Genomic DNA, 15,486 nt, shown 5'->3' with positions numbered 1-15,486 from the left:
CTCACTGGAATTGCCTTTTCTCCCTTTTGGATAAGGCCATTGATTAGCGAGAACTCACTAGAATTGCCTTCTCTCCTTTTGGGAGAAGGCTACTGACTAGCAAGATCTCACTAGAATTGCCTTCTCCCTCCGGGAGAAGGTGCCGGCAGGCGGATGAGGGGATCAGACATTATTTACTAAAAAGAGAAGTATTATAATATGAACAATTGATCATTTATTATGATAATTAACAAACTGGAGGTTAATCGCCTCCATTCTCTCTTCTCCAGCGTAAGGACGTTAACCGCACCGGAACTTAAACCAATAATGTGAAACTATTGTAACCACTCTCTACATTCCCTATTATAGGGCATTGAACCCTAAATGGCTTCTTTGTGAGTATGCGATAATTTGATACTCTGTTTTTAATAATCATGTGTTGTCAGCCAAGGATTGCTTCGTGTTACGTTTTCTTTTTCCTGTCAGTTTATTTCTTAGTGCTGTACTTTTATTTAGCATTCAGCCTATGGTTGCGAAGGCGATATTACCTGTTTATGGTGGAACCCCCGCTGTATGGACTGTCTGCATGCTTTTTTTTCAGGGAGTATTGCTCATATCCTATGGATACGTTTGGTTATTGAGCTTTTTTAATAAATCCTTGATCTGGCGTTTGGTTCATACCGCGCTGATTGTGGTGAGTATCATTGCGATTCCACTTTTATTTAAGCCTTCTGAAATGCAAGCATATCCAGAATGGAACATCCTTTATGACTTACTCTCGCAATTGGGTTTGCCTTTATTGATTATTGGGGCATCTGCACCTTTGTTACAATTTGCTTACAGTCAAACCACCAGCAAAGGAGCATCAGATCCTTATTACTTATACATAGCCAGTAATTTGGGCAGTTTAATAACTTTGTTGCTTTATCCATGGATTATAGAGCGAGTTTGGGGGATAACTCTGCAATTTCATCTCTGGAGCATTGGGTATCTGGTGTATTTGTTGTTGCTATTGTTTGTTTTATACAGCGCTCGTTATAAACCCTTGGAGCAACACCATATTGAGACAGGTTCATTGCCCTGGCGCTCTATGGTGTACTGGGTATTTTTAAGCTTTATTCCGTGTAGCCTGATGCTGGGCGTTACTTTATACATTTCTACTGATGTTGCGGCCACTCCTTTATTTTGGGTGCTGCCTTTAGCCTTGTACTTACTGACCTTTGTTTTAACCTTTACAACCAAACCATTAATTTCCAATGAATGGATAAAAAGAAATTGTGTTTTTTTCCTGGTATTTACTCTTCTTAGCTATATTTTAAAAGCAAATCAGGTTCGAGTCTGGCAAGTAATACTGGCTAATTTGACCAGTTTTTTTGTTTTGGCTCTACTCTGTCATGGGCAGCTGTTCCAGAGAAGACCGAAACCACATTTGTTAACTTTATTTTATTTTTGTTTGGCTCTGGGCGGAGTGCTTGCGGGGATATTCAATGGAATACTCGCTACTCATTTGTTTAATCAGATTTATGAATACCCATTGGCCATCTTGTTGAGCTTATTTGTTTTGCCATTGTCCAATTACTCAAAAGATTGGTGGGTACCACTTGTTGTGACCTGCTTGCTTCTGCTGCATTATTTGATACCTCATATTAACTGGTATGCAGGATTTTCAACCTTTCAGATTACTGCGCTTTTGGCTTTGATTGTCATTGTCGTTTATTATAAAAGCAGAGTAAGTCTCATTTTGTCCTTGTTTATTTTATTTGCTTTTCTCTATTCTCCTATTTTTCTTGATAACAATATTTTATTGCAACAGCGGAATTTTTTCGGAGTAAAACAAGTATTGGTTAAAGAAAATACTCATGTATTAGTCAGCCAGTCAACGGTGCATGGGTTTCAATTGCTTGGAGAGAAAAAACCGATCAGTGGCTTCAGGGCTTATTATGGTGCGATAAAACCGGTTGTTGAAGCGATGCAACAGGAATCGCATTCCATGTCGGTGACCATATTGGGTCTGGGTGCTGGAACCATGGTCTGTCAATTTAGAGAAACAGACCAATTAAAAGTCATTGAAATTGATCAACAAGTGATTGATTTGGCAAAAAATCCCAAACTGTTTACCTATCTGCGTGACTGCTCGCCCTCAGTGCAGATTATAAAAGATGATGGTCGATTGGCTTTAAATAAAATACCTGATGGTTCGCAACAGCTTATTATTTTGGATGCCTTTAATTCAGACGCAATACCTGTTCATTTAATGACCCTTGAGGCGTTTACCTTGTATAAGAAGAAATTAACTGAAGATGGGGTGATTTTGGTGAATCTGAGTAACCGACATCTTCATTTACTTCCTTTGGTGAATTCAGTAAGCCGTTCATTGGATATGATGTTGCTCAATCTGGTTCACAAGGGAGATCCCAAACTTGGGCAGTTTGATTCAGAATGGGCTTTGCTTACCATGAATCAACCACTGGCTTTACAACTGATGAAGGGAACGAATTGGCGTTTCGTCAGTGACAACAATCAGTTTTTATGGACTGATGATTATTCCAACCTGATACCGATGTTGAAATGGTAATAATCCAGTCTATGTAAAGCCCAAATTGGACTCTGGATCTTGATTGACCGTGGTGCACGCGGTCAATCAGAAATGCAGAATATGGGCTTCATTTGATTAGATCTCAGCAAGGTTTCCTTTAGTTTCCAACCAGATTTTTCTATCACCGGCCCGTTTTTTATTAAGCATCATGTCCATGACCGCTTCTGTTGATTCTTCATCATCCAGGGTTAGTTGTACCAGGCGTCGTGTATTGGGATCCATGGTTGTTTCTCTTAACTGAATGGGATTCATTTCTCCCAATCCTTTAAATCGCTGTACATTCACTTTTGCCTTGGACGTCTGGTTTAGATGATTGATGATTCGGGTTTTCTCTTCGTCATCCAGAGCATAATGTACAATTTTTCCTGCATCGATCCGATACAGTGGAGGCATGGCAACAAAAACATGACCGGCTTTGACCAGTGGTTTGAAGTGACGCAGGAAGAGAGCGCATATCAAGGTGGCAATATGAGCACCATCGGAATCCGCATCAGCAAGAATACACAATTTTCCATAGCGAAGACCACTAAGATCATCTGAACCGGGATCAACGCCTATTGCCACGGATATGTCATGAATTTCCTGAGATGCTAAAACCTGGGATGATTCGACTTCCCAGGAGTTCAGTATCTTGCCTCGTAAAGGTAATATAGCCTGGAAATCTTTATTGCGTGCTTGTTTTGCAGAACCACCTGCCGAATCCCCTTCTACTAAAAATAATTCGGCCTGACTCAAATCGGTTTGTAAGCAATCCGCCAGCTTTCCTGGCAGGGCAGGGCCTTGACTGACTCGTTTCCTCGCAACCTGCTTGGCTTGTTTAAGACGTTTTTGTGCGCGCTCTATAGCCAGAGTGGCAATTGCCTCACCTTGATTGCGGTGTTGATTTAGCCAGAGAGAAAACGCATCCTTGATGACGTTGGTAACAAAAGCAGCCGTTTGCCGAGAGCTTAGGCGCTCTTTTGTTTGTCCAGCAAACTGGGGTTCTTTCATTTTGACAGACAAAACATACTGGCAGGGTTCCCAAAGATCATCCGCTGTAAGTTTTACGCCACGTGGCAAGAGATTTCTTAATTCACAAAACTCGGCCATTGCATCAAACAAACCAGAGCGTAAACCATTCACATGAGTTCCGCCCTGAGCCGTTGGAATCAAATTAACATAGCTTTCGTTTAATGTACTGTTAGCCGCATCCGACCAGACCAATGCCCAGTCAACGGTTGCTTCATCGCTTTTAAACTCACCGGCAAAGGGCTCTTCGGGTAAGTAATCATCAGGCAGGGTTTGGCTTAAGTAATCCGTTAAACCTTGTTCGTAACACCAGTGTGTTTCTTCATTGGTTGTTTTGTTAATGAAGGTCATGGAAAGGCCGGTGCATAATACTGCCTTGGCTCTTAAGACATGGGTAAGATGTTTCAAAGAGATTTTAGTCGTGTCAAAATATTTTGCATTCGGCCAGAAACGGATAATCGTGCCCGTATCTCTTTTTTTAGTTACGCCGGTTTCATTGAGTTCACAGAGTTTGTCGCCATTGGCAAAAGACATTTGATAGATTATGCCATTTCGTTTAATGGTGACATCAAGCCGTTCGGACAAGGCATTAACAACCGATACTCCCACCCCATGGAGTCCACCGGAAAAGCTGTAGTTTTTATCAGAAAATTTTCCGCCAGCATGTAATCGGGTCATGATGACTTCGACACCACTAAGACCCAATTGAGGATGCAGATCAACAGGCATACCCCGTCCATTATCTTCCACTTCGATTGAACCGTCTTCATGAAGGGTAACTGTGATATGGCTGGCAAAGCCTGCAAGTACTTCATCCACGCTATTATCAATGACTTCCTGAGCCAGATGATTAGGACGTGTTGTGTCGGTATACATACCCGGACGTCGTTGAACAGGCTCAAGACCACTTAAGACCTCAATCGCTTCCGCAGTGTAGTTTTCAGACATAGGTATTCACTCAAATTTAAACTAGAACTATTTTAGCATACTACATCAGGGAACTGGGTGGGATAGGCTCAATTTCAAAAAAAAAACTGAACTTTTAATAGGATATTCCTTGGAAAACACATCATCGTGAGCTTTCTCTTGAAGATAGTGTTCAATCGTTTGCTTGGTATGTTCGCTAATTGGAGGCAACGTATTCAACTTTTTAGACGCTCATTAGGGGCTGTTGCCATTTCATTATTTTCAAGCCTGCTTTCCGCGACTTGAATTGTCTACAGCTCCTAATGACAACAAAAAATTAATGTTGTCCAAAATGGGTTCTACATACATAATAGAAGTTCATCTAGAAACTCCAGATTTAATAATAAAAATGAAAATTTTGGTTATTCAGCATAAGAAAGTTGGTGATGTTTTACTAAGTAGCCTGATTTGCAATAATTTAAAAAAAATAATACCTAACGCAGAAATTCATTATTTAATTAATAGAGAAGCGTTACCAGTAATAGAAGGAAATCCCAATATCAATCATGCAATTACAATCCATCCCGAGCATAGGGCAAGTGCACGGGCTTTTATAAAATTTGCTCTGCAAATACGGCGCCAACGATATGATGTTGTGATTGATGCTTATACTAAATTGGAGAGCTGGTTTATTGTTTTGCTTTGCGGAGCAAAACGTCGCATCTCTTATAAAAAAAAATACAGAACTTTTCTTTATACAGATAATCTTCCCAGAGAATCTGTAAAAGTTAATCAACCCGGGCGAATGATAGATTTAAAACTTCTTTTACTTCAACCCTTTTTAAATAATAGGTTGCCTGAGCGCTTTCCAAAAATATATCTTTCTGAACATGAAAAACAAAAAGCAGCATTTTTATTTAAAAAACACGGTATCCCGCCCAAAAAAAGTCTCATGCTGAATATTGTTGGAAGTTGCCCATTAAAAACTTACCCCCTGGAATACATGGCAACACTTGTAAATCAAATAGCAGGTCAGGTGGATGTTAATATTTTATTTAATTTTTTACCTCATCAAAAAGATACAGCACAAAAAATTTATGATTTATGCAATGATACAGCAAAAGAAAATATATTCTTTGAGTTATCGAATTATGATTTAAGAACATTTATTTCAATCATGAATCAATGTGATGCAACCATAGGTAATGAAGGGGGGGCAATACATATAGCAAAAGCATTGAATAAGTCTTCATTTACAATTTTTTCTCCCTGGGTATGCAGACACGATTGGTCTACGTTCGAAGATGGTTTTTATCATGTCGCAGTTCATCTTAGCGACTTTAAACCTGATTTATACCAAAATACCCCTGCACATTTATATAAATATCAAGCTTTGGAGCTTTTTAAAGAACTTAAACCAGAATTAATCTGGTCGAAATTAAGTTCCTATATTGCCAATCACTTTGGCAATATGCAAAATGCAGATTAGGGTCTGTTGACAATTCAAGTTTCGACGTCCCGCGACTTGTTCGCGGGATCCAATTCACTCTTTATAGGCACAATATATTCTTGTTTTGCGCACGATCTATCGATTCCGCGAACAAGTCGCGGAAAGTAGGCTTGAATATAATGAAATGTCAACAGCCCCTAGAGAGAAGAGGTTAAATGATTACAAAAAACTATTCGTTGAGGGAGCACTTATAGTAAAAGCAGCATCTGGTTTATTGGGATTATTAGGCTGATCAATTTTACGGGGATGTGATTGATCTTCTGATAAATTATAATTTTTTACCAGTGCTTTATTAATATAACTTAACTCAATAACATTAGGTATTGTACCTAGCGATTTTGTTGTTGAAAAACCGGTACTAGTAGCATAATTATTGCCATGAACGTGAATTAATACAAAGTGTTTTTCTAACTGCTTTAATAATGTGATGGCATTTTGCGCGCTTCTTGTATCATTAAAATGAATCTCTAGAGCAATACCAGTAACATTATCTTTATGCTTCATAATTCCTGAAAAAGCCTCATACTCTGCCCCTTCTATATCCATCTTGATAAATAGTTTTTTACCCTCTATTTTCAAGTTATCTACCTGTTCAGCAAAAGAAGTTACTTTATGATTCGTATTAGCTGGCTTATATAAAAAAGCATCACTCCCGATACATTCTTTTACCAGAGTAAATAATTTACTTTTGCTCTTTATATACTCAACACCACAATCAAAGCCATAAGATGGCTTGTTATAAATTAATGAGAAATAATCTTCAAAACTGTTATCTTTATGTATACCGTAACCTAAAAGCACATCAGCTTGTTTAAAAGCTTTTACAGCGACTAAGTAACCTCCATCATTTTCTTTTCCATGACGGACTAATTCCAAAGGTCCATTTTCATCACGAGCAGAATAGACCTTTAAAAGCTCAACCAGATTTTCATGAATAGGTGCTAATAGAGAGTTTTGTATCTGAAAAGTTTGTTGCTGCAGTTGTGAAATTTTTTTATTTAAAACTTTATTTGATATTATTAATAATATAATAATCGTAATACTAAAACAGATACAAAGTATACTGAAAAAATTTGATTTAATTGTTTTCAAGATATAAGACGCAGGTAAATTGAAGTTAAGCTTAGAACACAAGCATACAGTATACTATTGGCCATGCATGATATGCAAGTTTAAGATATTTAAGAAGAAATTATCCCCTATATGCAAACCGTAGATTATATTAATTTAGGTGACCTCGGCACAATACAGAGGATTGGAAAACACTATCAGAGTATAATCAAAAATATGGATTAGATTTCGTCGCCATAATCCTGTTCTTTATTGCCAGTTAAACCGTTCTCTTGTTACAGTGTATCATTGTGACTTCGTGACTTGTCCTATGCAAAATACTGCTGAAATAAATCAATTAACTGTTGCTTTCAAAAGTCCTGCCAAAACAGTAATGGCTCTGGATAAGGTCAGTTTTCATTTATCTCCGGGCGAGACTCTGGTTTTATTGGGAGAATCCGGGTGTGGTAAATCGCTTACCTCATTAGCCTTAATGCGTCTTTTACCCAAATCAGGCGTGTATGGCCTGGACAGTCAGATTCATGTCAATGGCGAGGATATATTAAATTTGCCTGAGCACCTGATGAGGCAATTAAGAGGCCGTCGCCTGGCCATGATTTTTCAGGAACCCATGACCGCTTTAAATCCAGTAATGACGATTGGGGAGCAGATTTCAGAAGTTTTAATAAGGCATAACCAACTGAACTCTCATGAAGTTAAAGAGGCGTTGATTTCATTATTGACTGAGGTTGAAATGCCGCAACCACATCACCGAATTCATCAATATCCTCATCAGTTATCTGGTGGACAAAAGCAACGGGTGGTGATTGCCATGGCTTTGGCATGTAATCCTGATATTTTAATTGCGGATGAACCCACTACCGCCCTGGATGTCACTATTCAGGCTCAAATTTTGGCCTTATTAAAAAAATTGCAAAAGAAACATCAAATGAGTTTGTTGTTAATTACTCATGACCTGGGGGTGGCCAAGGCAATGGCTGATCGAGTGTGTGTGATGTATGCAGGTCAAGTGGTCGAGCAAGCAGGGGTTGCTGATTTTTTTTCCCAAATAAGCCACCCTTATGTTCAGCAATTGATGGCTTCTTTACCTTCTTTTGCCAAAAGAAAAGAAAAATTGTCCATTATTAGCGGGAGTGTTCCAACCCTGGATGCTTTGCCTTCCGGCTGTAGATTTCATCCTCGTTGCATCTATGCCTTTGAGCGATGTCGTCAAGAAGAACCGCAATTACAAACAATTGATCACAGAGAGCTTCGATGTCATTTATATCCTGAATTGAAACTGTTACCCCAGTTGGAAAAGGACAGCACCGTATGGAACGTTTCGGATAGAACGGTGGAGACTATTTTTTCGGTGACTGATTTATCGGTCCATTTTGTTCATAAAAAGGGATTATTCAGTCGAAACAAGACTGTATTTAAGGCAGTTGATGGCCTCAGTTTCACACTTCAGCAAGGCAAAACTTTGGCGCTGGTAGGCGAATCTGGTTGCGGAAAAACAACTGCAAGCCGTGCATTATTACGTTTGATCCCCGTCTTTGGCGGTGCAATCAATTATCGAGATATTGACGTGCTTGCTCTTGGGGGCAGCGCTCTAAGGCGATATAGAAAAAAAGTCCAAATTATATTTCAGGATCCTTTTTCATCAATGAATCCGCGAATGACTGTAGGAGAGATCATTGCTGAAGGCATGCATGCCCAGGGTATGAACTCGTCATTAATTTCCCGCAGACAAAAACAATTGATCCATCAAGTGAATTTACCCAGCACCAGCCTGCACCGTTATCCACATCAGTTTTCTGGGGGACAGCGGCAGCGTATTTGTATTGCCAGAGCCTTGGCTACCGAGCCGGATGTTTTGATTTGTGACGAGCCTACAAGCGCATTGGACGTGTCTGTCCAGGCGCAAATTCTGAATTTATTGAAGGAATTGCAACAGGAAACAGGCATATCCTATCTGTTTATAACCCATAATATGGGGGTTGTGTCCTATATTGCGGATGACGTATTAGTGATGAAAGAGGGAGGGGCCGTTGAATACGGACAATGCGCCACCATTTTACAACACCCGGAACATTCTTATACCCGGCAATTATTAGCTGCTGTTTTAGATATAGTTTAGGTCTCTTCAGGTTTTCTTAAGTATTAATGTGCTATATTTTGAGCAATAAATTAAATTGGATTATGATGCGAATAATCTGAATTTGAGGAGATTTTGTTGCATGAAGAGCCCTGTCGATAGATTAGTGTCAACGAACGTTGCCGAGTTCGTTGAACAATTAGAAATTCTAAATAAACAAGACAAGACTCTTTCAGAGGAGCAAAAGCTTACCGTTAAAATATTAATTTCTTTTGGAAAAGAGGCCACTGAGAATCAATTTCAATTGTTACAGGAGTTAAAAGAGCATCTCAATACCCATCGGGTTCTATTGAGGGATATCGCCGGTCTTTTTGATTATCCTCCTTTTCCGGATTTAAATGAATTTTCCATCCAATTGCGCCGTAAAGACTCTTTGCAACTTCAATCCTATATTGACTCTTTTGATAAAGATCCTAAAGCTGGTCGTGATCTTAAAGGCAGTAGAGGACAAATCGCTCAATTAACCAATGAAATTCTCGAAGAACAGTTTGATACTTCTAAATTGAGTCGTGTTGTGGCAAAAATCCAAAATCTTGGGGATGGTTCACTTTTGTCAGCAGCACAGCAATTTAATCTGGTTCAACAGGTCATTTATATTAATGCTATTGGTCGTGAATGTCCTTTAAATGTTAACAGAAGATCCTATTCTGATTTAACTTCATTGAGCAGAGCACAGTTGCGTCAGCTGTCTGATTTGTTTATTGAACGAGTGAATGATCCTTCATTGGGTGCTCAAGAACGTATTAATGCCCAACTCAATTTGATAGCTGTGATGCGAGAGCAATATTTTCGTTGTACCGGTACATTCCTGAATACAACACAAATTGTTTCTATCTTGTTGTCTTTAAACCAGTTGCAACATAATCGATGTGTTGAATTGCCTCCGGATGAAAATCAAAAGGATACCAAAGTCTTTCTTGCTGCGTTGCAATGGATTTTTGTTCAGAATAATGAAACAGACGTATCTAATGAATTGCTCGTTAAAGAATATAAAGCCACAGATATAAAAGACTTTTTTAAATTTATTGGAATACCAGCGCACGAGCTGAATGAATTGGAATCAGAAGATCAGAATACTGAGGCAGTATTTAAACCTGAAATAGTCGGTTTAAGTCACAATGTGGATGTAGAATTAGCCTTTCGAGTTCCTTCGCATCACCGCGCTCCTCACAAGGAACCTGTTTCCGAACAGAAGACTTACAGTCTTGAATATTTACAAAAGATACATCTTGGACTGAATGCGGCGAAACATGGACAACCTATAGTGATAATCGCCAAGGATGCCGAGCATGCTTTGGCTTTAAACAAGCAATTAGTTGAATATTTTAAAAGCACAGCAAGTTCATATGAAATAAAGACTTTTACAGGTGTTGAGCCTGCAGAAAGACGACATCAGTGGTTTAAGAGTACAGCAGTCAAGGCGCCAAGAATTGCCATTACTGTTCCTTACCTAGCCAATTCAGGAGAATTTAAGACGGTTCATTCCAATGGGTGTCTGGCTATTCAATCTTATTTAAGTAAATCAGGTGAGGCACGAAAGATTCTCGATAATCTTTCCGGCTTTGGTAAACCGAGTCAATTTTATGCGATTCATGAAGAGAATGGCATCGTTTCCTCTCTTAACAGTTCGATAAATTCAAATCAGGATAAAGTCAAGTTATTAAAAGACGTGCAAGAAAATCGCAGGGACAGGAAGCAGGAAAAAGCAATAGAGCGTTATTATATTCAATCAGTCAACACCATCCAAAGAGTTGTACTGGAGCAGTTTGCTCATTGGCAGGAACTGTTACATCAAATTCATCCGCGTTCAGAATGGAAACAATTGGATTCTGAGCTGTCCCTTATCCAGCAGGATTTAATAAGAAAACTCGAGTTGCAATGGAAGCTGATTTTAAAAGAAAGTAACCCCGAAGGCGTTTTTTCCAATCCCTATATTCGACGCTCTTCCAGTAAGCATCTGGATACTCAAACTTTAGATACCGCTCTGGGTGATTATGAGAGTCAAGTTGAGAGTATCTGGAACAGCACTCGGCATGAACTTAAAGAAAAAGCTGCGATTAAAGTCATTCCGGATTCGGTTTATGCATTACGTACAATGTACCTCGATCAACTCACGTTAAGTGAGCAGTTGAATCGTAATAAATTAGCTACCCGTGAAAACATTAAATTCATTCAGCATGAAAAACGAAAAGTAAACCGCATGGTTAAATCAGCGCTTGATGTTAATGGCGCGATGCTCAAATATTCTGATGGTGCTGTACAGCAATACAGGCAACCATTTATTCAGTATCAAATCAAATTGCTCGCAAATGATATGATTAATCAAATCAATCAATCTTCATTAAGCTCCGGTGTTAAAAAGGTTTTGGTTGAACGGACAAATAACGCGGATAACTTATTGTCTCTTGAGTTGATATTAATTGATTACGAAGAGCGATGGTTAAGTGCTGAACATAATTTTGAAAAATATCGTATGCAGCCTGTTATAAACGACTTACTACGAGTACATCAACAATCGGGTGCTGCGCTGAACCCGGAACTTCAGACTATAAAAAATATCTATTTGAATAATGTGGTCAATGATGTGGTCCAAAAGCTGGAAGATTCACTGTCCTGGGCAAAAGAAGAAAACAGAGGATTTTGGTATCTTTTGGAACGCTCTGCCGCAACCCGTGCAGCGAATGACTTACTTCTTGCGGTTGAAGGAATAAAACGTTCTACTGATCCCTTGTTGCAAAAATCAGCATTAAATAATCTGTTTAAAAAATTAAGTCAACATCAGGCCCAACTCGAAGGAGTGTGGTTGTTTTCATTTGGTCATAAAAATATCCGTGATACGATTAATCAAACATTGAATACTTTGAATGAATTAACTGTGATTGGCAGTGATAAGGATGAACTGGATCTTGGATTTATAAATCAGTGCAAAGAGGAAGCACACAGTGAGGTAGTAAAAGAACATTTCAGAAAAGTTATACGCGAGTTGGAAGCGCGAAATAGTCCCTGGTTAAAAGACAATAAAGATTGGCAGGAAATTATTCAAAATCTTAATGTGATTCAAGGTGAAAACGCCTCTCTTTATGCAATTGCTGAAATGCAGCATTGTGTTGTTTTGAAATGTGAAGAGCTCAGTCAATCTAAATCTAAAATTGTGAATCCTTTGATCCATCTAAGAGGAACATTACGCAGTCTTTGGAATGAAATTTCACATCAACATTATGACTTATTGAATGAATCACAACATGTTGTGATTAAAAAAGAACAGATTAAAAAGGACCTTGATGGACTCGCAGGTTTTAAAACGAATGATGTTGATTTAATCGTGGGAAGTAATGGAAACACTGAATACTTTGACCTGATAGTCAGAGGCTCAGGGGATCTCCCATTATTAAACGATTTCATTTGTTATAATTCACAAGTTACTCAGATGCAAAGTGACCTGTCCCAGTTAAAAAAGCAGCTTGAATTACCATTAGTCAGACATACAACCCTTGTAAAACTGCGTGATGAACAATTTAAATTACTTAAAGAAGGCAAAACGAGTCGGATAGACGTTGCGTTATTTCCTCAGGCATTGCAGAGCACGGTAAGAACAGTTTTAGAGCTACAAGAATATGCTTCTGGAACTACACCTCAACAGTTAACTAATTTCCCTATAGAAATACAAAATCATTACTTTGATAAAGAGGTAATTAATTCCCTGGATTTTAACCGGTTTTTGGATAAAACTGTGGTAGACCCATTGGAAATCAGCCGTGTTATAGCGCATCTTGGTACAATAAAAGATTCAAATTTAAGAGCAGACTTCATTGAATTGTATAAAAAAATTCATCCTGAGAGGGTAGAGCCAGCAAGTTCAATATGGTCACCCAAAACATGGATATCTGGCGTTGCTTCATTTATAACCAGTCCATTTCAACTGGTTGAGACCGAGCAGGATTTGAACTATCAATTAGCAGAGTTACGAACAAGACCTGATTGTCATTTGCGCGAATATTTATCTGCATCTATTCAGCAACACCTGATCAGTTTAACTAAAGAATTAGACGGTCAAATTGCTGATGAGGCTAAAAAGATAGATGTTCTTCATGAGAAAATAGACTTCACCAAAGAACGTATTGCAGATGAAAAGAATAAGGGAGGAGTGTTCATTCGTCGATTTGCTTCCATTAGTCATCTATATGATTTTGAACGTGATTTAAGACAGTATAAAGCAGAACATCCTGAAATTGATGTGGCGGACGAGCTTAATTCTGATGAGGATGTATTGGCCTCTGACGAATTTTACGAATTGAATCATGACGAGTTGAATCATCATCAAGGGTCATCTGAATTCAAGCTGTAAATCCAGTTTTTTGCAGCTGAGCTTTATGATGCTTTGGACCTGTCAACAGCCCTAAATTGAACGAAGTTTTTGATTTTAAATTACTAACATCGTACTATCATAGGATAGGAGAAGCTACTAAATAGTTGTTCTAAAGATTTGCCTGTACACTCAGTTTAAATTTCAATAAATGGCATAAGGAGCTTGACTGTGCGCGGAATAAAAGGATATTTTTTTAAAACAGTGCTCTGTGCCGCTACCTTCTTATTAATCTTTTTGTCCAGTGTGCAAGCCGCCAAGCCTTTATGGACTTTTACCCCACAAACAGCAACTGAACTGAATGTATACAAGGGGGGGATGGATCAGGTCATTTATACAGTGAAAAATCAATCGACGAGTACAAAAAATCTGGTGCTCAAGCCGATTACAGGAATTCAACAAAGCACCCCTTGTCTGCTTCCAGCTAATGGAACCTGTACATTAACCCTCATCATTAATGGTGCTACTCTGCAAGGAGATGTGTTAGGGGGGCCTGTTCTATGTCAGGCAGGTAATAATTTGATGTGTTACAGCCCGAGTCAGACTAATCAATTGCGTATTCATCTGGCAGAAGAACCTCCACCGCCTTTAGAGTATACGGTCACCCCCATAGCTGGCGCTAATGGAGCCATTGTTCCTGCCGTGCCACAAGTGGTCAATCCAGGATCCAGTATCCTTTTTACCGCAAGCCCAGATAGCAATTTTGGCGTCGATCAATGGTTTTTGGATGGCAACGTAGTCCAAAATGGCGGTACGACCTATCAGTTGAATACTATTAATAGTAACCACACCATTGAAGTAACTTTTAGCCAGACCACATTATCCCCGTTAACTCAAAATTTGGCTTTATCAATTAATAGCCCCTTACCAATTTCTGATCCGGCACTGATTGGCAATCCCCGCATCATCCGAATCCAAAATACTGGCACCATACCTGCAATTAATCTTCAAGTGAGTTCAACTGCATTTCCGGTTGGTACTTCAATAACCAACAATACCTGCACCGGCACACTCAATCCAGGTGCAACCTGCGATATCAGGATTACCCCTGGAGGTACATCAAGCCCAAATGTGAGCGCTATTTCTTGTTCTACGGCACCGGGAACTGCCCCTCTGGCGACCGTAGTGACTGTCGTTGCGGATAATGCCTCACCAACGGACATCAATGTACTTCTTTTGGGACAAGGTTGCATTTATCAGGGGGGGTATTTGTTCTCTGTGGATGATACTACTCCTGATACGGGCAGTATTGGCGGTAAAGTAGCGGCTTTGGCTAATGGGCCAACCTCGGTATGGGGTCCCGGATCCAATATTACTGGAGCGGATAGAAATTTCGATGGCGTTTACAATACGAATATCCTGCAAGCCCCTGCTGGGCAATATCCACCAGTACAGTTTTGTTTTAACAGTGTTGATCAGGGATTTTCTGACTGGTATGCCCCTGCAATTTGCGAGTTGACACGATATATAGGTGTAGGTAGAGATCCTTATTGCTATACCGTTACCTACCCAAATTTGTATTCAACGCTAATAGCGAAGGGTAAAGGTAATTTTCCTTATCAGGACTTATTCAGTTCAACTCAGGCTTACCAATTCCCAGCCAACGATGTGTTTGCAATGCGTGCGTTAAATGGAGTACCTTCCATGGATGGAAAACAGAACCCTTATGGTATCCGTTGCATTCGCTCTTTTACTCCTTAAAACGCAAACAAAAGAAAGTGAATAATGGTTATTTTAACCCAAGTCATTTTCAGCAATGATTGGGTTTTATTGGCGAGGTGAGGAATTAAAGATCTCTCATTGATTTTAATAGATAAAAAATGCAATATGATTAAGAGAAGGGATGACCGGTGGCGCATAGTATTTTGTGCGTTAAAGCTCTGTTGTCTTTTGGGTATACAAAAGATAGCCTTGGG

Annotated in this window: 7 protein-coding genes; 5 read left to right on the top strand and 2 right to left on the bottom strand. The window is 39.2% G+C overall.

Going from position 1 to position 15,486, the window contains the following annotated elements; translation table 11 throughout:
• Positions 1–439: 439 nt before the first annotated feature.
• A complete protein-coding gene (locus tag G543_RS0112225) occupies positions 440–2,554 on the top strand; it encodes a fused MFS/spermidine synthase (RefSeq protein WP_028384775.1) in 2,115 nt (704 codons plus the stop codon).
• A gap of 96 nt (positions 2,555–2,650) precedes the next feature.
• Here G543_RS0112225 and parE read toward each other — a convergent pair whose 3' ends face one another.
• On the bottom strand, positions 2,651–4,531 hold the full coding sequence (parE, locus tag G543_RS0112220; RefSeq protein ID WP_028384774.1) for a DNA topoisomerase IV subunit B: 1,881 nt from the start codon (positions 4,529–4,531) through the stop codon (positions 2,651–2,653).
• A 367-nt stretch (positions 4,532–4,898) separates the two neighbouring features.
• On the opposite strand from parE, the gene G543_RS0112215 reads away from it, so the two are divergent.
• Entirely contained in the window at positions 4,899–5,978 is a 1,080-nt protein-coding gene (locus tag G543_RS0112215; RefSeq protein ID WP_028384773.1) for a glycosyltransferase family 9 protein, read from the top strand.
• Between the two features lie 180 nt (positions 5,979–6,158).
• Here G543_RS0112215 and G543_RS0112210 read toward each other — a convergent pair whose 3' ends face one another.
• Positions 6,159–7,091: an FkbM family methyltransferase gene (locus G543_RS0112210; RefSeq protein ID WP_028384772.1), complete on the bottom strand. Its 933-nt coding sequence runs from the start codon at positions 7,089–7,091 to the stop codon at positions 6,159–6,161.
• A gap of 289 nt (positions 7,092–7,380) precedes the next feature.
• Between G543_RS0112210 and G543_RS0112205 the strand changes: the two genes are divergently transcribed.
• The 3 genes from G543_RS0112205 to G543_RS18475 all read left to right on the top strand — a co-directional run bounded on the left by G543_RS0112205 (position 7,381) and on the right by G543_RS18475 (position 15,271).
• Positions 7,381–9,189: an ABC transporter ATP-binding protein gene (locus G543_RS0112205; protein ID WP_028384771.1), complete on the top strand. Its 1,809-nt coding sequence runs from the start codon at positions 7,381–7,383 to the stop codon at positions 9,187–9,189.
• A 100-nt stretch (positions 9,190–9,289) separates the two neighbouring features.
• A complete protein-coding gene (locus G543_RS0112200) occupies positions 9,290–13,552 on the top strand; it encodes a hypothetical protein (protein ID WP_028384770.1) in 4,263 nt (1,420 codons plus the stop codon).
• A 189-nt stretch (positions 13,553–13,741) separates the two neighbouring features.
• Positions 13,742–15,271 carry an InlB B-repeat-containing protein gene (locus G543_RS18475; RefSeq protein WP_115343547.1) on the top strand — a complete coding sequence of 510 codons (1,530 nt, stop codon included), beginning with the start codon at positions 13,742–13,744 and terminating at the stop codon, positions 15,269–15,271.
• Positions 15,272–15,486: the final 215 nt, after the last annotated feature.

Origin of the sequence: Legionella moravica DSM 19234 (assembly GCF_000423305.1) — a bacterium.
GTDB lineage: Bacteria > Pseudomonadota > Gammaproteobacteria > Legionellales > Legionellaceae > Legionella > Legionella moravica.
Note: the sequence above shows the minus strand (reverse complement) of the source record. Positions and strands in the feature narration are given on the sequence as shown.

Coding starts and splice junctions, on each gene's coding strand:
- G543_RS0112200 (WP_028384770.1), top strand. CDS start 9,290: ATGAAGAGCCCTGTCGATAGATTAGTGTCAACGAACGTTGCCGAGTTC.
- parE (WP_028384774.1), bottom strand. CDS start 4,531: ATGTCTGAAAACTACACTGCGGAAGCGATTGAGGTCTTAAGTGGTCTT.
- G543_RS0112205 (WP_028384771.1), top strand. CDS start 7,381: ATGCAAAATACTGCTGAAATAAATCAATTAACTGTTGCTTTCAAAAGT.
- G543_RS0112215 (WP_028384773.1), top strand. CDS start 4,899: ATGAAAATTTTGGTTATTCAGCATAAGAAAGTTGGTGATGTTTTACTA.